Below are 17,805 nucleotides of genomic sequence, written 5' to 3'. Positions count from 1 at the left end.
GCGGGCCGACCGGAACAGGCGTCGCACCGTTCCCGCCCGCTTCGGCAGGCCCGTGTGCAGGCCCGTGTGCAGGCCCGTGCGCCGAATAGGGCACGGCCGAAGGATTCGGCCCCGCCGTGCGCCCACGACCGATGCGCGCGGCCGCTTTTCCGGCCGCCGCCGGGGATGCCTCCGAGGCCCCGACGTCGGCGTGAACGAACCCACCTGCGTGGAACGCACGCTGCCGCTGGTCTTCGCCAGGCCGAAGAGCGGGCCGAGGGTGCGACAGGCCGCCGATTTCATTCGGAGAATTCCGTGACTTTCCGCATCGACATCGACATCCCGAAACACTGCTGAAACTTTCGATGCATTCCCCCGCGGTTCAACAATTCAACACATCGGGGCACGATCGGGCTCAAGTTTGCAGTGGTGTTAATTTCATTCGAATCCTAGAGATTTCAACGAAGTTGAAACGACCCCAGTGCGCCGGTCGTGCTCCGAGCAAGCGGCAGGAACAGCAGAAAAAGCGTTCATGACCCCGCTTTCCCTCCCTATATTCGATCTGCGGGCGCTGTTGCGGTGAGTGCAGAGAATCGCCGCACACCCTCACCGGCCGCCGACTCCACAGCCACGGCCGGGCAGCGCTGCCCGCGCATCCGAACCAGCCCACGCAGAAGGGGCATCCATGCTCGACAGCACCACGCACACCGACGCCCTCGTCCCGGCGCCCGCCCGCGGCCCGCGGCCCGCACCCGAGGTGACCGGCACCCAGGCCCTGCTCGACGTCCTCGTCTCCGAGGACGTGCGGCACGTCTTCGGCAATCCCGGCACCACCGAACTCCCTTTGCTGGCCGGCCTGGAGCCGACCGGCATCGAGTTCGTCCTCGGCCTGCACGAGGCCGTGGCCGTCGGCATGGCCGACGGGTACGCCCGGCTCACCGGTCGGCCGGCCTTCGTCAACCTCCACAGCACGGCGGGCCTGGGCAACGGCCTGGGCGTGCTCACCAACTCCGCAGCCGCCGGCACCCCGCTGGTCCTCACCGCCGGACAGCAGGACTACCGCCACATCGCGCAGGAACCGCTGCTCTCCGGCCAGCTCGCCCACCTGGCCGCGCCGCTGGTCAAGTGGTCCCACGAGGCCCGCAGTCGGCACGAGTTGGCCGTCATGGGCCGCCGCGCCTTCCAACTGGCCGCCGCCCGGCCCACCGGGCCGGTCTTCCTCTCACTGCCCGTCAACTTCCTGGACGAGGCCGGTCCCGGCGCGCCCGACCGGTCCACCGTGCTCCCCGCGGCCGGCGGCGAGGTCCGCGACCTCGCGGACCTGTTGCTCGCCACGCCCTCCGGGCGCCTCGCCCTGGTCTACGGCGACGAGGTCGTCGGCAGCGGCGGAGCCGAGGAGGGCAGGCTGCTCGCGGAACTGCTCGACGCCCCGGTCTTCGGCCCCAGCTGGCCCGGCTGCAACCCCTTCCCCACCGACCATCCGCTCTGGCGGGGCTTCCTGCACGCAGCCGCCGACGGGTTCGGCACCTGCCTGGCGGGCTTCGACCGGGTCCTGGTGGTCGGCGGCCGGGCCCTGACCGGCTACGTCTACACCCGCTCCCCCCTGCTCCCGGAACGGATCGAGCTCCTGCAGATCACCGCCGACCCGACCGCGCTCGGTCGGCAGAAGGCCCTGCGACTGGGCGTGGTCGGCGACGTCGGCGCCACCCTGCGCGCGCTGCGCGCCGAGATCGGGCCGCGCCGCCGCCCGTCCGGGCAACCGCACCCGGCGGCCGACGGCCCCGCCCCGGACTCCACCACCGCCCCGGGACCGGTCCGGCCCCCGGCCCCGGACCGCCGCGCCCACGGCCGGCCAACCCACGACGAAGTGGCCCGGGCCGTGGCCGCCACCCTGCCGCGGGACGCCTTCCTGGTGGAGGAAGCGCTCTCCACCCGCCCCGCGCTCTGGCGCCACCTGCGCCTGCCCACCGCCGGCCAGTACCTGGCCCCCGCCAACGCCGGCCTGGGCTGGGCCATGCCAGCCGCCTGCGGCGCCGCGCTGGCCGCCGACGGGGCACCGGTGCTGTGCGTGGTCGGCGACGGCGCCGCCCTCTACACCCCGCAGTCGCTGTGGAACGCGGCCCGCCAGCAGCTGCCGGTCACCTTCCTGGTCGTCAACAACACCCGCTACCAGGTGCTCGACACCAACTGGCGGCGGATGCGGCCCGACGACCCCACCCCGCCCCCGCTGCCCGGACTGGACCTGGTCTCGCCCGCCGTCCGCTTCTCCTCGCTCGCCCACGCCATGGGCATCGACGCCCGCACCGTCGACACCCGCGACGCGCTCCACGACGTGCTGACCGAAGCGTTCGAGCACCCGGCGCCCCGACTCGTCGAAGTCGCCCTGCCTCCCGGCAGCTGAAACCCGCGCACGGGGCCGGTGCGCGCGCGGCGGCTGGCGCAGCGGCAGCCGCTCGGACGACGTGCTGGCGGACCGGGGCTTCGACGAGGCCTCCGTGGACGTCACCCGGAACTGTCGTAGCGGGACGGGTGACGGGACGCGCAGTTCGCACGGGGCCGCGGGCGGGTGAGGTCGTTCCCTCCGGGAGCGCCGTCAGCCCGACCGCTCCCGGAGTCCGGCCAGTCTGGCTTCCAGTCGGACCAGTCGGGCGTGGGCGAGGCCCGAGGGCGGGCCGACCGGCAGGTCCCGGTAGGCGGCGTGGGTGCGGCGGGCGCGGTGGACGTCGCCGGTGTCGAGTTCGAGGTGGGCGAGTTCGAGCAGGGACAGGCCGAGGGTGCGGTGCTCGCCGTCCGGACGCAGGCGTACAGAGGCGCGCAGCGCGGAGAGCGCGGGGTCGGTGTCGCGCAAGGCGCGGTGGACCTGGGCGGCCTGGTAGAACAGGGCGGCTTCGGGGTAATGCGCGGGGTCGTCGGCGGTGCGGGCGCGGGCGGCGAGGTGCTGGGCCTGTTCGAGGGAGCGCAGGGCGGGGACGGGCCGGCCGTCGCGGGCGGTGGCCACGGCGTGCTGGGCGAGGACGAAGGCGCGGACGCCGGGCGGTGCGGTGCCGGGCAGGTGAGCGAGGGCGGCGGTGGCGAGGTCCGCGGCGTAGCGGGAGTGGCGGAGCATGCCGGCCAGGGTGCTCTGGTCGCGCAGGGCCATGGCGCGGCCGATCGGGTCGTCGGCCTCGTCCGCGAGTTGGTAGGCGAGGCGGTGGTGGCGCTGGGCTTCGCCCGGTAGTTGCCCGTCGACGTACGTCCAACCCAGGGTGCGCACCAAGTGGGCGGTGGCGGCGAGCAGTTCGGTGTGGGTGCGGCCGCTGCCGGAGCTCTTCAGCCAGGGCAGGGCCTGGTCGCGTAAGGCGGCGGCCAGGACGCTGCGGGCGGGGGCGCCGCCGTGCGCGTCGTAGTGGCGGGAACCGAAGGCGGTGAGTTCCCGCAGGGCCTGCACGTGCCGGGGTCCGATCCGGCCGGAGCACGGTCCGGGACCACCGTCCCCGAACCGCGACCGCCGGGGCCGGGGCAGGGCGCGCACCTGGTAGAGCACGGGGTGAGCCGGTCCGGCGGGGTCGGCGGCCCCGGAGTGCCGGTGCACGCGCAGCAGGTCTTCGACCGGGCCCGGGCCGTCGGCGCCCTCGCCGGGCGGTCCGCGGTGCGGCTCCACCTCCAGACCGAGTTCGGCCGCCGACACCGGCCTCCCGAGCCTGCGGGTGAACGCCTCGACCAGCAACCGCGGCCCGGGCGGGCGCGGCTGGGTGCCCGTCAGCCAGTGCGCGACCGTGGTGCGGTCGTAGCGCACCCGAACACCGCTCTCCGAGGCGATCCTGCGCAGGGCCGCCGCGAGGGCCGGGCCGTTCCAGCCCGCCTCGGCCATGTGGCGGCGCAGGGCCGGGTTGGGTTCGCGAACGTGTTCCACCAGGTGACTCCCGACGCGGACGGCCTCGGGCGGCGGCGGCCCGCCCGGCCTTCCCCGGGAGCCGCCCTCCGCTGCGGGTGTGCCCCGCAGAGTCATTTCGTCGCACGACGGCCACCGGATCGGGATGACGAGGCGGATTTCAACTCTCGCCGTTTCTTCAACGTGCGGGCGCACCACAGCTTTCCGTCACCGGAGGACCCGTGGACCCGGCCGGTCGTCACCGCCCGGACGGGGTCGAACCCCCGGTCCGGGTGAAGGTCCGGGGCGAGGCGCAGGTCGGCGCCGTTTCGACACGGCGCCGACGCAGGGGAACGCTAGCAGTGTGCGTCCAGGCCGCCGGATGCAACGCCAACTCGACTTCTCCCCGTGCGAGTTCAACGTTTCAACGGATTCTTTCACCGGGAGGTGACGGGACGTCCGACGGCCCGGGGCCCTGATCAGGGCAGGGGGGGAACCGGTGGAGGGCGCGCGGAGGTCGGGGAGCGCCGGGCAGGCGCTAGCGCTACTCCCCTCAAGCCCTTGTCCTGCCCGGACGGCCCGGTCAATACTTCGGCTCCAGGAACGGGCTCTTGAGGGCCTGCGGCTTCGAAGGGCCGCTGCCGGTTGCCACTGCCCGTCCACCGCCCCGGCGCGCGGGTCCCGTAGGCGACCCGTCAGCGTCGGCCGTTCACCAGCGTGCCGCGAGCGGATGCCGCGCGCGTGCCGCCGCGCCCCGCGGACCGTCGCCCGAACGTCCGGTCCTCCACCGGGCATCCGTCGTACCGGCTTCCCCCGGAGGAGACACCACCCGTGTGCTCCGCCTCCATCCGGCCCCCGGACACCCACCCGAACGAACGACAGGAAGACGTCATGAAGCACCCCCGCGTCCTCGCGTCCACCCTCGCCGGGGCCCTGCTCGGCCTCGCCGTCCCGCTGCTCGCCCCCGCCACGGCCCAGGCCGCCACGCTCAACGCGTGCACCGGCACGGAGGTCGCCACCTACTCCCCGGCGATGCAGCCCGCCGCGGCCAGCACCACCGTCACCGCGAACGGCACCCTCTCGTGCACCGGCGACAGCACCCACCCCTCCGCGACCGTCTCCTTCCACGGCAGCGGCAGCCTCTCCTGCCTCACCGGCGGCACCACCCAGGGCACCGGCGAACTCGACTGGACCGGCAGCGACGCCAAGAGCCGCTTCACCTTCTCCCTCGCCCTCGGCGCCCGCCCCACCGGCGAGGAGGTCCTCATCGCCACCGGCACCGTCACCTCCGGCGACTACAGCGGCAACCCGGTCACCTTCACCTTCACCCTGCTCGCCGCCGACCCCACCGCCTGCCTCACCACCGGCATCGCCAGCGACGCCGGCCCCCTGAGCGCCCTCATCGGCGTCTGAACCACGCCGCCGTGCCGCGCGGAGGCCGACCGGCGGGACGCACCGCGCGGCACGGCGGCCCGGATCCGACCGGGCGCACCCGGCGACGGCCGACCGGGCCGGGAGAAGGACATCCCTGAGCACAGGCAGTCTCATCAGGCACGCCGCGGTGCGCGCCACCGCGGCGCTCGGCAGCGAGTGCGGTGGCCGCGGCGAGGAGCCAGAGGGCCGGGGACAGGACGTGCAGGGTGGTGCTCCTGCGTGGACGAGGGGCCGGGCCGAGCCGGGTTCCACCCCGTCCGTCGGGAGGCGTTCGGCGATGCCGCCGTCCTGGCGCCGCGTGTCGTGGCCGCGGCGTCCGGGGCTCAGGGGGTCGGTAGTGGCGGGGCGCGGCGACGCCACGCTGGTTGTCGACGGTGAGCCGGTCGGCGCGGGCGATCCTGTCGCGGTGGGTTGCGCGCGGGGTTCCGTCACGGACGGTGCCGATGCAGCGGGACAGGTCGGGGCAAGGGCGAGGAAGTCGCGGACTGCTGGACCCGGCCGATCGTCACCACCAAGCTGCCCCCGGCCAGCCCGCGCTGCACCCACGGCGTCGACAACCCCCGCTCGGTGGAGGGCACTTGTTCCCGAGGCGTCGTGTTCCTGCGGTTGCTCGACCAGCTGTCGCGTGCGGCGTCCTCGGCAACCGTCACCCACGCCGGTTCGCGGCCGCTCACCGGACGCTCCGAGGACGGTGCTCCCGCAGCAACCGCCCGGTCCGCCGGTCGGGTGCGCCCGTACGGCGCCACCCGCCTTCCCCTGCCGCGTGAACGCCCCGGAGCCGCCCCGTTTCGACGACCGTCGGGCCCGGCGCCGTCCGCAGGCTGGGGCCCGTGCCCGAGACCCTCCAGCTGTGGATGCGCCACGAGACGAGACCGTCGGAGCACCGTGCGGCCCTCTCCCCCCCAGGACGCCGGTCGGCTGATCGACCACGGCGTGCGCCTGACCGTGGAGGACAGCCCGCAGCGGGTGTTCGCCCTCGCCGAGTACGCCGCGGTCGGCTGCTCGACCGCGCCGCCGGGCAGCTGGGCGACGGGCTGCCCCGTCGAGCACTACGTGCTGGGGCTCAAGGAGCTGCCGCCGACCCCCGCACGGCTGCGGCACCACCACCTGATGTTCGGGCACGCCTACCGCGGCCAGCCCGGTGCCCCCGCCCTGCTGCGTCGTTTCGCCGACGGTGGCGGAACACTCCTCGACCTGGAGCCCCTGGTCGACGACGACGGACGCCGCATCGCCGCCTTCGGCCGCTGGGCGGGCCACGCGGGCGCGGCACTGGCGCTCCTCCACCACCGGGGCACGCTGACCGCCCCGCTGATCCGTTCCACCCGCGGGGAGCTGGACCGCCGACTCCGCCCGCCCCACCGGGCCGGAGACGGTACGAGCGCCCTGGTCATCGGTGCCGACGGACGGTGCGGCGAGGGCGCCTGCGAGGCGCTGCGGACGGCCGGGATCGCGCCGACGCGCTGGACGGTCGCGGACACCGGGGTGGTCGACCGGTCGGCCGTACTGGCGCACGACATCCTGGTGAACGCGATCGGCACCGCCGTCCCCGTCATCCCGTTCCTGACCGAGGACGACCTGGACGCCCCGCCCGGCCCCGCGAGCGGCTGGCGCCCGCCGTCCACGTCCATGATCGACAACCGCTGGTGCCCCAACCAGACGTCCCCGCGCCGCACCTCTCCGGTGCCGTCCGGCCCCCGGTGCGCGAGCCGCTCCAGCATGGCGCGGCAGAGCCCGGCATCGAGATCCCCGACCGCGGCGACGACGGCACACATGCAGCTCTCCTCCCGGGAACGGCCGATCCCCTCCCCCCATGTCCTCGACCCCCGGCCACCCCGCCCGCGACAGGGGCGAACGGCGCAGCGCACCCCGCCCATGCCGAAGATCTTGCGCATGGAGTTGACGTCTGATCAGGAGCGCGAGGTGCGTGAGCGTCTGCGGGCACGTGACCTCGCACCGGGTGCCAGACTGCGTCTGGAGTGCATACGGCTGATGGGGCGGAGCCTGGACTGCCGCCGCGCTGTGCGACTGGCTGGCCGCCGAGCGGGGGGCGGGCCTCGGCGGCCTGGCTGACCGAACTGCTCCACCGGGACGGGTTCTGGTGGAAACGAACCTGGGAGACGCTGCGGCACAAGGCCGACCCTGTCCTCCAGCAGGCTGCACGGGCCCAGCTGGAGGATTCACGGTTGGACGCGCACGCGGACGCAAGGGACCTGTCCTTCCTCGACGAGAGCGGGTTCGCTCCCACCACGCCCACCGGATGCACCTGGTCACGGGCAGGGCCGCGGGCCGTCGTGCCGCACGAGGCCGACCCGCCTGCCCGGCGGGGCAGCCGCACTGGACAGGTCTCCTACGGGCTTCACGCGGGTACGGCCGTGCACGGTCGTTCTGGACAACGCCTCCGCGCACGTGGCCCGGGTCTTCGAAGGGCGCCGCGAGGAACTGGCCGCCATCGGCGTCGCACTCTTCTCCCTTCCGCCTCGCAGCCCCGAGCTGAACGACGTCGAGCGGGTGTGGCGCTCGGCGAAGTACGAGGACCACCCCGAGCGTGTCCACACCACCGCCGAAGCGGTCGGCTGAACCGCTCCGGGTTCGATAGAGACCTCAGCTTATGGTTGTGACCTGTGGTTTTGCGGTGGTGAGGTGGTAGGCGTTCTCGTACTCGACGGGCGGAACGTGGCCTATCTCACCGTGAAGTCGGCGGTGGTTGTACCAGTCGACCCACTCGGCGGTGGCGAGCTCGACCTGCGACAGCGTGCGCCAGGGCCGCCGGGGTTTGATCAGCTCGGTCTTGAACAGCCCGATCGTGCTCTCCATGAGGGCGTTGACGCTCCTATAGTTGTCAACTCGCTGCTGAGGCCGCCCGTGGAGCGGGTCGGAGTAGGTGGTAGACCTCGCGGATGACGTAGCGCTTGAGGCAGCGGATGATCTCGCGTTTCGTCCTGCCCTCGGCGGTTCGGCGGGCGACGTAGTCGATCGTGGGCTGGTGGAAGCGCATCCGGACGATGACGGTTCGGTAGATCGCGGCGTTGAGCTGTCGGTGGCCGCCGTGGTTGATGCGGTGCCTGCCGCCGGTCATCCCGGAACCGGTGGGTACCGGAGCGATGCCCGCGAGCTTGGCGAGAGCGGCCTCGGACTTGATCCGCTCGGGGTTGTCGCCGGTCACAACGAGGATCTCCGCAGCCGTGTCCACACCGATCCCGAAGGGCTCGAGCAGCTGCGGGGCGACCCGCTGGACCAGGTCGCCGATCATCTTCGTCAGTTCCTTGGCCTCGGCGTCCAGGTACTGCCACCGCTTGGCGAGCGTCCGCAGGGTGTGGCGAAGAGCGTCCTCGGGGTTGTCCAGGTTGCGAGGACGCAGGGCTGCCAGCTGCCGCGCGAGGCTGATCTGTGTCTTGCCGGCCATCTCCTGCCGCAGGGCGTCCGGCGCATGGACGAGCATCGCCTTCATCGTGACCATCGCCGCTGCACGCTGTTCGACGGCCTGGTCATGGGCGATCTTGAGCTGGCGGATCATCTCGGCCTCGCCGTCGGCGGTCTTCGGCGTGGCCGTTGCGAACCCTGCGAGCACGGCGCGGGCGGCGTTTTCGGCGTCCAGGGTGTCGGACTTGCCGTTCATGCGCCGCAGCCGCCGGTCCGGGCGGCCGGCCTCGACGACCTTGTGGCCGGCCCTGCGGAGGAACGACGTCAGCGTGGCGCCGTAGGAGCCGGTGCCCTCGATCCCGAAGGCCAGGACCTTGCCGAACGAGGCGGCCCAGTCCGCCAGTTGCTGGAAGCCGCCGGTGTCGGTGGGTATCGTCAGCGTGGCCAGGATCCCGCCGATCGTGTCCATCACCGCCGCGACGTGCAGGTGCTTGTGCGTGTCGACGCCGATCACGACGTGCCCGGATCGGGACTGCTCGATGGTGTGCACAGGGTTTCCCTCCGGTCGGTAGCGTGGGGTTCACGCTGTCGCCGGCCGGACGGACAGGACTGTCACGGGGACGCTTTGGCGAGTCGGCTCCAGGCTCCTATCAGGTCACGTCCGTCCGGCGGCAGCGCTTGCTGCGTGCCCGGCCGGGCGGTCGACAGATCAACGCCAGGACACCCGTAGGGTCAGTCATAAGCAAGAGTCAGACCACCTCGGCCGGGACTACCCGATCCTTGCGGGATCCGGTGCAAAAAGACTGACAGTCGTAGGCGTCGCCGACCGACCCGATGGAGGCTGCGATGCCGACGGCGTCGAGGTGCTCGGCCAGGCGGAAAGACGTGTACTGACTGCCCGCGTCGCTGTGATGTATCAACTCGCCCCGTCCGGGCGGGTATCCGTCGCGGTCGCGCTGCCACAGGGCCATCTCCAGGGCATCCAGGACGAGCCTGGTCTGCTTCGTGGTCGCAGCGGACCAGCCGACGATGCGGCGGGAGAAGGTGTCCACGACGAACGCGACGTAGACGACGCCGGCGAATGCTGCCACGTGTGTGAAGTCCGCGACCCAGCACCGGTTCGGCGCGGAGGCGACGAAGTCGCGGTCGACCAGGTCGGGGGCCCGTTCGGCGGACGAGTCGGGGACTGTGGTGACCACGCGCTTGCCGCGGACGGCTCCGGTGATGCCGAGCTCGCGCATCAGCCGCTCGATGGTGCAGCGGGCCACCGTGTGGCCGCGGCGGTTCAGCTCGCGCGAGATCTTGCGGGCCCCGTAGACCCGGTAGTTGTCCTCGTACGCTGCCGTGATCAGATTTTTCAGTTCCGCATCGCGGACCGAACGGGCGGACTCGGGACGGTTGTTGAAGGCGTAGTAGGTGGAGGGGGCGATGCTGCAGCCGTGCTCGGTGAGCACGCGGCAGATCGGCTCGACACCGCCGAAGCGGCCCCGGTGCCCGTCGATGAACGCTACGAGCGCAGGTGTGGCCGGTCGAGCTCGGCCGCGAAGAAACTCGCCGCGGCCTTGAGGATCTCGTTCGCGCGTTTCAGCTCGGCGATCTCCTTCTTCATCGCTTTGATCTGCGCGGACTCCTCCGTCGTCGTCCCCGGGCGCTGTCCTGCGTCGACCTGGTCGCGCCGGACCCAGTTGCGAAGGGTCTCGGCCGAGCCGATGCCCAGCTTCTCGGCGACCGCCTTCAGCGCGGCCGACTCGTTCGGGTAGTCGCCCAGGACCTCGGCGACCATGCGCACCGCACGACGCCGCAGCTCAGGCGGGTAGGAAGAGGGACGTGCCATGACTCAAATCCTTACACGAAATCAAGCCTCCACCGAACCCGGGGCGGTTCAGTCCGACCCGGGCGACGCCTTGGTGCTGGCGAACATCCTGCGCACCGACATGCCCATGCACCGGCCGCTGCCGGCAGACTCCGACCAGGGCCGAGCCGTGACCGTGCTGGCCCGCGCCCAGCAGGATGCCGTGTGGAACCGGCAGCAGCTCGGCAACCAGATCCGCTCGCTTCTGCGCGAGTACTACCCGGCCGCCCTGGACGCCTTCCAGAGCAAGGCCGGCGGACTAGCCCGGCCGGACGCCCGTACGGTCCTCGCAGCTGCCCCCACCCCGGCCCGGGCGGCGAGGCTCTCCCTGGCCCAGCTGCGGGCCGCGCTCAAGCGTGCCGGCCGCATCCGCGGCATCGACGCCGAGGCCCAGCGGCTGAGCGACGTCTTCCGCGCCGAACACCCCCGCCACCCCGAGGCGGTCGAGGACGCCTTCGGCCAGCAGCTGGCCGCCCTGCTGAGTGCCTGTTTCTGAACCTGGAAACCGCAGGTCAACCCGCCAGTGTCCGAATCGCGAAGTTCGCGGAAGCGTTCGGCGAACGGTCACGGTGACCGTTCGCCGAACGGAATTGCGGAGGTGTGTGGGACAGAAGTGGCGGTGCCGATCGGCACCTTGGCCCGGAGGCCGGCAAGTCGGCCGGTGGACCGGACCACCCTTGATCGTTCTCATGGTGGTGGCCACCAACAGGGCCCAGAACCCACCTGCTACCAAGCTACCGACTCGGCGCCTGCCGAAGGTTCAGAAACAGGCACTGAAGCAGTTCGACGCGGCCTGCCAGGCCGGTGACGACCTCGCTGAGGCTGTCGAGGCCGCCTTCCGCGAGCACCCAGACGCCGAGATCTACCTCAGCTTCCCCGGCCTCGGCGTCCAGCTCGCCGCCCGGGTCCTGGCGGAGATAGGCGACGACCGCACCCGCTTCACCGACGCCCGCGGCCTCAAGGCCTACGCCGGCTCCGCGCCCATCACCCGCGCCTCCGGCAAGAAGAGCTACGTCGGCCGACGCATGGTCAAGAACAACCGGCTCATGCACGCCGGACTCCTCTGGACCTTCGCCTCGCTCCGCGCCTCGCCCGGCGCCGACGCCCACTACCGCCGTCGGCGCGAACACGGCGACTGGCACGCCGCCGCCCAGCGCAACCTCCTCAACCGGTTCCTCGGCCAGCTCTTCCACTGCCTCCAGAACCGCCGAACGTTCGACGAACAGCTCGCCTTCGCAACCCCGCAAACTCTCATGGCGGCGGCGTAGTCATACGGGCAGAGCGCCCTTGACCGGGCAGCCGGGCCGAACACTCAACGGACAGCCGGCCCTGCGGCTCAGAGCGCATCCTGGACTTGACCGGAGTGCAGGCGGATATGGGCGATGCTGCGCGGACTCGGCAGGACTTGAACCTGCGCGCCCCGACGAGCAGCCGGGAGCTCTGGCCAACTGAGCTTACGAGCCAACCGCCCCGCTCCAGGCTGTCGCCCTAGTCAGCCGAGGCCAACTGCGACCCGAGGCAGGTCGCATCCGCCGACCCTACGACGCTGGCAGCGCGGTGGTCGAACAGTTTGTGACCCCGAATCTCATCAGTTCCGGTTACCGGTGTCCTCTGACAGGCGATCTTGACCGATTGACAGGTGAGTTTGACCGGTCGGCCCAGCGTGTCAGTGCGGTCCGGGCCGGGCTGCCGGAGAGGCAGCGGCAGTCGGCTGTCCGGCGCCCGGAACCGAGGCGCGCAGCCGCCGGATCGCCCGCAGGAGCTCGTCCCGGTGCTTGGCCGACTTCACCCAGGCCGGTAGCCGCGCCACCAGGCTCATCCTGCCGGGGACCGCGCCGCGCTCGCGCAGTCCGGCGCCGATGTAGTTCTCCAGCAGGTCGAGGTGGGCGAGGTTGTACGCCCAGAACTGCCGCCCGCGGAAGTCCGCGGCCAGCCAGAGCGGCAGCCGGAAGTAGGGGTCGACCGAGCCGCCGAACGCCTGGCAGTCCTGGAACTCGTCCTTGGTGTACCCGCAGCCGCATCGCAGCCTCCGGCGGGTGTACTCCCGGTCCCTGATCCAACGGTGCTCGCACTCGCCCAGGCCCGCCAGGACAAGGGCGCAGCCCCCGCACGCGGGGCAGTGCACGAGCACCTCATCGGCGAACTCGTACACCTTGAAGCCCGGGTCGGTGAAACGCCCCTCCATCACATCCTCCATGCTGCCGGTCCCCGCTTGCGCCGCGCGATCATCTCATCGACGAAGGGCACAGCAGGTACACACCACTGCCCGGACCGGCGGTCAAGATCGCATGTCAATCGGTCAAGGTCACCTATCAGAGGACATCCGGCCCGCTGCTCGTTTGCCCCAGCCCTGTCCCAGCGCCCCGGCGAACTTCTCCTACCAGGGGAAATAGCCTGGGACTGTCCTAGCGAAACGGACTTAACTGTGCCGTCTCATGAGGTTGGTGCCGCCGTAGCGATCAGCCGGTGCTCGGCGGCGCCTTCTCGTTGACCGCCGGCCCGGGGGCGCTGGTGGGTCTGGCGGGGAGTTCGTTGGTGTCGCCGACGAGCCAGCGCAGGAACCCGATGATGTGCGCGTTCATGTCCGATCCGACGTCGGCGACGGCCGTCTTGGCGCGCTGGTGGAGCTCGGGGTCGGGTCGGTAGACCGCGGCGGGGTTCCTGTGCTGGCTTGGCATGGAATCAGCATGTCACGGTGGCTAGCCACCAGTCCACGGCTGCCCGTAGAATACTGGTGGCTAGCCACCTAGAGCAGGGGGAATGCGATGCGACCGCCGATGGCGTACTACGGGGGCAAGACAACGACGGCCTCCCGGATCACGGAACTGCTGCCCGAGCACGGCCACTACGTCGAGCCGTTCGCCGGTTCGCTCGCGGTGCTGCTGGCGAAGACGCCGAGCCGGATGGAGACGGTCAACGACCTGGACGGCGACCTGATGCTCTTCTGGCGCGTCCTGCGCGACCGCCCGGCGGACCTGGCCCGGGTGTGCGCGCTGACCCCGCACTCGCGCGCCGAGCATGCCGCGTCGTACGGGGACCTGTCCGGCCTGGACGACCTGGAGCGGGCCCGCCGGGTGTGGGTGCGCCTGACCCAGGGACGCACCGGGACGATGCGCAAGACCGGCTGGCGCCACTACGTGGACGCCGGCACCTCCAGCAGCTCGATGCCGCGCTACCTCGCCGGCTACCTGGAGCGGATGCTCCCCGCCGCCGAGCGCCTGGCCGGGGTGTCGCTGGAGTGCCGCCCCGCGCTGGACCTGATCGCCTCCTACGGCCGTCACCGCTCCACCCTGCTCTACGTCGACCCGCCGTACCTGGGCACCACCCGCGACCGCAACTACCGGCACGAGATGACCGGCGACGACGCTCACCGCGAACTCGCCGAGGCCCTGCACGGATGCCGCGCCACCATCGTGCTGTCCGGCTACGCCAGCGAGCTCTACGACACCGACCTGTACGCCTCCTGGCACCGCTACACCCTGGAGACCGGCACCAGCCAAGGCGGCCAGTGGTCCACCCGCACCGAAGTCCTCTGGTCGAACCGGCCGCTGCGGTCCGACACCCCACTCCCGTTCGACCTCGGTAACGAAACCCCCGCCGACACCACCCCGGAAACGGCGACCCGTAACGAAACGCCGTGCGAGGCCGAGGACTGCGGGCTGCCGGTCCGTCAGCCCGCCACTGGCCGACGCCGCCGCTTCTGCTCGACAGCCTGCCGGGTCCGTACACACCGCGCTGCCAAGACCACCACGTTCGCTGCTTGAGCACCCCAGACCGCCCGCAACGGGCACACCAGCCCATGAAGGGGAGCCAATCCATGACCAGCCCAGCCACCTGCACCGAGACCGGATGTGCCGCTGTCGTACCTGACGTGCCGGACCAACGCTGCGGCGGATCGGTAGGCGGCGGACCCACCGGCGCCGGATGCGGGGCCTTGTTCTGCGACGCCCATCTATGGGTCACCGAGCAGGACGGATTCCTCTGCGCCGAGGACCTCAACAGCGCGGAAGCCCGCTGACAGCGACTCCGTCCCGTACTCACCTGCGCCGACGGATCGTTGTCAGTGGCACCATCCACCATGGTTGGTCGCCAGGATGTTGACGGCGATGTGGAGGACACATGGCTCAGCACCACAGCGGCCGCCATGGCCCCGGCACCACCCGGACCACCGTCTCCGACTGCCTCGGGGGACCATGGCCGGGCACCGCAACGCCCCGCTGACCCCCGAAGGCCGACTCCGGCTGTGCCTGCGCATCCAGTCCGGACGGCCGATCGCCCACGTCGCCGCCGAAGCCGGCATCTCCCGCCGCTGCCTGGCCAAGTGGTACGCCCGCTGGCAGGCACACGGCGAGGACGGCTTACTCGACCGCTCCTCCCGCCCCACGGCCAGCCCTGCCCGCACACCCGACGACGTCGCCGACCTGGTCGAGGCCCTGCGCCGCCAGACCAAGTACGGGCCCGCCCGCCTGGCCGCCGACCTTCAGCGCCTGCACGGCATCACCCTCGCCCCGGCCACCGTGCACCGCATCCTCGTCCGCCGCGGACTCAACCGGCTACGCGACCTCGACCCGCCCACCGGCGAGAACCTGCGCCAGGTCATCCGCTACGAGCACGAGAAGCCCGGCGACCTGGTCCACGTCGACATCAAGAAGCTCGGCCGCATCCCGGACGGCGGCGGATGGCGGATGCACGGCGTCGGCACCGACGCCGCCCGCGCCTCCAAGCGCACCGGCCCCGGCACCGGGAAAGTCGGCTACACCTACCTGCACTCCGCACTCGACGACCACTCCCGCCTCGCCTACACCGAGGCCCTGGAGGACGAACGCGCCATCACGGCAGCCGCCTTCTGGCACCGCGCGGTCGCGTTCTTCGCCAAACACGGCATCGCCCCGATCCGGCGCGCCCTCACCGACAACGGGGCCTGCTACCGCTCCCAGCTCTGGGCCGAGGCGCTCACCGCCACCGGCACCACGCACAAGCGCACCCGGCCCTACACCCCGAAGACGAACGGGAAGGTCGAGCGATTCAACGGCACCCTCGCCCGCGAGTGGGCGTACGTCCGCGACTACACCTCCGAGCAGAACCGGCGAGCGCCGCGCGCCGACTTCCTCAACCACTACAACCACGAACGCCCCCACTCAGCCCTCGGCGGCCGACCGCCGGTCAGCCGCACCGCCGGCAGCGACTACCGCGTCACCGCCGACCAACCACCGGAGCCATTGGCGACCTTCCCGCGGCAGCTCACCTTCGAGGACGCCGTGGAACCAACGTCCTGAGACACCACACCTAGCCCGCGAACGCGGGCGAGGGTCCGCCGGAGTCTCCGGCGGACCCTCGCTGGCGGTGGGTCAGCCCTTGCGGTTGTCGACGAACTCGGCGCCGGTAGCGATCGCTGCGATCGCTTCCGCGGCCAGGTGGCCGGCCCGGTCCAGGGCGCGGGCCAGGGTGAGCACCCGGCCCCAGACCCGGGCCAGGGCCGCGTCCGTCTCCCGGGTGATCACGGCGTAGTCGGCGCGGTGGGCGTGCTGCCCGTAGGTCAGCGGGGTGCCCCAGTCCTCCCGGGCGATCTGGTCGGCGTACTGGCGGTCCTCCCGAGCGGTGCGCTCGACGGCCCAGGCCCGTGCCGGTGTCCACAGCCGCTGCTCGTGCAGCCACCGGTCGGCCGCGCGCGCTCCGGCGGCCAGCGCCAGCATCACCTCCTCGGTGCGGTAGGAGGCGGGCTCGGGGAACATGTTCGTGACGGCGGCCGCGCCGCCGGAGGCGTGGGCCAGGACCTGGTCGGCGTCGTACAGCGTCATGGACTCCACCCGCAGGCCCGCGCGGATGAGGAGCACCGCGTGCCCGGCCTCGTGAATCGCCCAGCAGCGGCGTGTCTGCTGCGGGGTCAGGGCCAGCACCGCCGGGGTGCTCGACCAGGCGGCCGGCTCCGGGTGCACGGTCAGGTAGCCGTCGCAGTTGGGGTTCCAGGTGCTCACGATCAGCCTCCGACGAACAAGTTTGCGGGGGCGGGCCGGGCGGCCCGCCCCGGTGTGACGGGCGGTCACTCGGTGTCGGTCACCATGACGGAGACGGACAGGACGTTCTCGCTGGTGAACGGGAGCTGTTCGAGCTGCCAGGCGACATCGGGGTCGGTGGTGGTGTGCCGGACGGTCTCGCCGTCGGTGGTGGTGACGGTGATGTGGTGCTGCTGCTGGGGCACGACGTTCTCCTGCCGGTGGAGGGCGGGGTGGCTACTGCTGCTGGTCGAGGTGGGCCAGGGCCCGGGCGATCAGCGGGCGGTGGGCGGCGTACAGGGTACGGCCAGCCTTCGTAACGGCGTCCTCCAGGGCGGCGAGCGTGCCGGCCGGGTACCAGGTGGCGTCGAGGGCGTCGTCGCCCGCCACGGCGGTGACCGCGGCGGGCAGCACGTACAGCGCGGAGGTCGAGGCCACCCAGGCGTGGTCGGAGTTGCGCCAGTCGTCCACCAGGTCCCGGCCCAGGATCACCGCCCGGTGGTCCCTCAGGTCCACGCCGGTCTCCTCCCGCAGCTCGCGCACCAGCGCGGCCGGGGCGCTCTCTCCCGCATCGACCATCCCGCCGGGGATGGCCTCCACCCCGATGTCGTCGCGGGTGATCAGCAGGATCCGCCGCTGCTGCCCGGTGCCCGCGACCACGATCGGGTCGGCCGCGGCGTTCTCGCCCCACCGGCCCAGGTTCCTGCCCGTGCGCCCGGTCCGTCCGACGGGGTTGAGCGGCCAGCCCCACACGTCGAGCGAGTAGGGGACCAGCGCCGCCTCCAGGCGCGCGGGCCAGTCGGTAACGTGTCCCGGCGTCGGGGCGGCCTCCGCCCAGACGGGCACCTGGTTGGCCAGGTTGTGGAGCAGCAGTTCGGGCGGGGTGATGTCGAGGGGCGCGTAGGCGGGCCAGCTCACGGCCCAGTCGCGCAAGTGGACGGGGACGGTGTCGGTGGTGTTCATGAAGTTCGCCTTCTCTGCTTCTCTGCTCGATTCGGTGGCGGGCCCACAACGGGGCGGGGCACCGTGTGCCCCGCCCCGGCGGCGGGTCAGACCGGGTCGACCGGGTCGACCTCGTCGGAGTAGGCGATGTGGCAGTGACCGGTGGCCGAGGACTGGATCACCAGCAGCAGGCGGCGCTGGGCGCGGTGCACGACGCTGTCGGTGATCGTCCCGCGCGCGCCCAGCGGCAGCGCGGTGCCGTCCGGGCGGGCCACGACGACGTCCTGGCCGACCATCAGCACTCGTCGGCCGACCGGGACGCCCTCGTTCCACGCCCGGTGGCTGCCCGCCGGCCGACGGCCCGCCCCGGGCGGCGGCCCGGCCGGCGCCGCGGC

15 protein-coding genes and 4 pseudogenes are annotated in these 17,805 nt (G+C 72.2%); 8 read left to right on the top strand and 11 right to left on the bottom strand.

Annotated elements, in window-relative coordinates; all coding sequences use genetic code 11:
• Nucleotides 1–664 precede the first annotated feature (664 nt).
• Nucleotides 665–2,380, top strand: coding sequence for a thiamine pyrophosphate-binding protein (locus ACWEO5_RS28280; RefSeq protein WP_452165032.1), 1,716 nt, complete (start codon nt 665–667; stop codon nt 2,378–2,380).
• Between the two features lie 192 nt (nt 2,381–2,572).
• Here ACWEO5_RS28280 and ACWEO5_RS28275 read toward each other — a convergent pair whose 3' ends face one another.
• Nucleotides 2,573–3,871, bottom strand: coding sequence for a hypothetical protein (locus tag ACWEO5_RS28275; RefSeq protein WP_452165031.1), 1,299 nt, complete (start codon nt 3,869–3,871; stop codon nt 2,573–2,575).
• 849 nt (nt 3,872–4,720) lie between these two features.
• Here ACWEO5_RS28275 and ACWEO5_RS28270 point away from each other — a divergent pair.
• The 3 genes from ACWEO5_RS28270 to ACWEO5_RS28260 all read left to right on the top strand — a co-directional run bounded on the left by ACWEO5_RS28270 (nt 4,721) and on the right by ACWEO5_RS28260 (nt 7,840).
• The gene (locus tag ACWEO5_RS28270) at nt 4,721–5,242 is read left to right on the top strand and encodes a hypothetical protein (RefSeq protein WP_452165030.1); all 522 of its coding nucleotides are present in this window, start codon (nt 4,721–4,723) and stop codon (nt 5,240–5,242) included.
• A 906-nt stretch (nt 5,243–6,148) separates the two neighbouring features.
• The gene (locus ACWEO5_RS28265) at nt 6,149–7,333 is read left to right on the top strand and encodes a hypothetical protein (protein ID WP_452165029.1); all 1,185 of its coding nucleotides are present in this window, start codon (nt 6,149–6,151) and stop codon (nt 7,331–7,333) included.
• A 69-nt stretch (nt 7,334–7,402) separates the two neighbouring features.
• A complete protein-coding gene (locus ACWEO5_RS28260; RefSeq protein WP_452165047.1) occupies nt 7,403–7,840 on the top strand; it encodes a transposase in 438 nt (145 codons plus the stop codon).
• A gap of 24 nt (nt 7,841–7,864) precedes the next feature.
• Here the strand turns inward: ACWEO5_RS28260 and ACWEO5_RS28255 are convergent.
• From ACWEO5_RS28255 to ACWEO5_RS28240, 4 genes and pseudogenes are all read right to left on the bottom strand, one after another.
• Nucleotides 7,865–8,086: pseudogene (locus ACWEO5_RS28255) on the bottom strand (integrase core domain-containing protein); the annotation flags it as partial.
• Nucleotides 8,087–8,102: 16 nt separating this feature from the next.
• Nucleotides 8,103–9,173 carry an IS110 family transposase gene (locus ACWEO5_RS28250; protein WP_452165028.1) on the bottom strand — a complete coding sequence of 357 codons (1,071 nt, stop codon included), beginning with the start codon at nt 9,171–9,173 and terminating at the stop codon, nt 8,103–8,105.
• Nucleotides 9,174–9,372: 199 nt separating this feature from the next.
• Complete coding sequence (locus ACWEO5_RS28245) at nt 9,373–10,125, bottom strand: IS3 family transposase (protein WP_452165046.1); 753 nt, start codon at nt 10,123–10,125, stop codon at nt 9,373–9,375.
• Between the two features lie 5 nt (nt 10,126–10,130).
• On the bottom strand, nt 10,131–10,457 hold the full coding sequence (locus tag ACWEO5_RS28240; protein WP_452165027.1) for a transposase: 327 nt from the start codon (nt 10,455–10,457) through the stop codon (nt 10,131–10,133).
• A gap of 16 nt (nt 10,458–10,473) precedes the next feature.
• On the opposite strand from ACWEO5_RS28240, the pseudogene ACWEO5_RS28235 reads away from it, so the two are divergent.
• Together ACWEO5_RS28235 and ACWEO5_RS28230 are read left to right on the top strand one after the other, a co-directional pair.
• Nucleotides 10,474–10,956, top strand: a pseudogene (locus ACWEO5_RS28235) (IS110 family transposase); the annotation flags it as partial.
• Between the two features lie 292 nt (nt 10,957–11,248).
• Nucleotides 11,249–11,743: pseudogene (locus ACWEO5_RS28230) on the top strand (transposase); the annotation flags it as partial.
• Between the two features lie 398 nt (nt 11,744–12,141).
• On the opposite strand, the gene ACWEO5_RS28225 reads toward ACWEO5_RS28230, so the two are convergent.
• A complete protein-coding gene (locus ACWEO5_RS28225) occupies nt 12,142–12,672 on the bottom strand; it encodes a hypothetical protein (protein WP_452165026.1) in 531 nt (176 codons plus the stop codon).
• A gap of 262 nt (nt 12,673–12,934) precedes the next feature.
• The gene (locus ACWEO5_RS28220) at nt 12,935–13,153 is read right to left on the bottom strand and encodes a hypothetical protein (protein WP_452165025.1); all 219 of its coding nucleotides are present in this window, start codon (nt 13,151–13,153) and stop codon (nt 12,935–12,937) included.
• An 87-nt stretch (nt 13,154–13,240) separates the two neighbouring features.
• On the opposite strand from ACWEO5_RS28220, the gene ACWEO5_RS28215 reads away from it, so the two are divergent.
• Both ACWEO5_RS28215 and ACWEO5_RS28210 read left to right on the top strand, forming a co-directional pair.
• Nucleotides 13,241–14,239 (top strand): DNA adenine methylase, encoded by a 999-nt coding sequence (locus ACWEO5_RS28215; RefSeq protein WP_452165024.1) that lies wholly within the window; start codon nt 13,241–13,243, stop codon nt 14,237–14,239.
• Between the two features lie 429 nt (nt 14,240–14,668).
• Nucleotides 14,669–15,646: pseudogene (locus ACWEO5_RS28210) on the top strand (IS481 family transposase); the annotation flags it as partial.
• Nucleotides 15,647–15,823: 177 nt separating this feature from the next.
• Here ACWEO5_RS28210 and ACWEO5_RS28205 read toward each other — a convergent pair.
• The 4 genes from ACWEO5_RS28205 to ACWEO5_RS28190 all read right to left on the bottom strand — a co-directional run.
• Nucleotides 15,824–16,450, bottom strand: coding sequence for a hypothetical protein (locus ACWEO5_RS28205; RefSeq protein WP_452165023.1), 627 nt, complete (start codon nt 16,448–16,450; stop codon nt 15,824–15,826).
• Nucleotides 16,451–16,515: 65 nt separating this feature from the next.
• Nucleotides 16,516–16,674: a hypothetical protein gene (locus tag ACWEO5_RS28200; RefSeq protein ID WP_452165022.1), complete on the bottom strand. Its 159-nt coding sequence runs from the start codon at nt 16,672–16,674 to the stop codon at nt 16,516–16,518.
• A gap of 31 nt (nt 16,675–16,705) precedes the next feature.
• Nucleotides 16,706–17,431 carry an NUDIX domain-containing protein gene (locus ACWEO5_RS28195; protein ID WP_452165021.1) on the bottom strand — a complete coding sequence of 242 codons (726 nt, stop codon included), beginning with the start codon at nt 17,429–17,431 and terminating at the stop codon, nt 16,706–16,708.
• Between the two features lie 86 nt (nt 17,432–17,517).
• Nucleotides 17,518–17,805, bottom strand: a 288-nt coding sequence (locus ACWEO5_RS28190) for a hypothetical protein (protein WP_452165020.1), incomplete at its 5' end; no start/stop codon positions are given.

This window comes from Kitasatospora sp. NPDC004272 (assembly GCF_053603035.1).
Note: the sequence above shows the minus strand (reverse complement) of the source record. Positions and strands in the feature narration are given on the sequence as shown.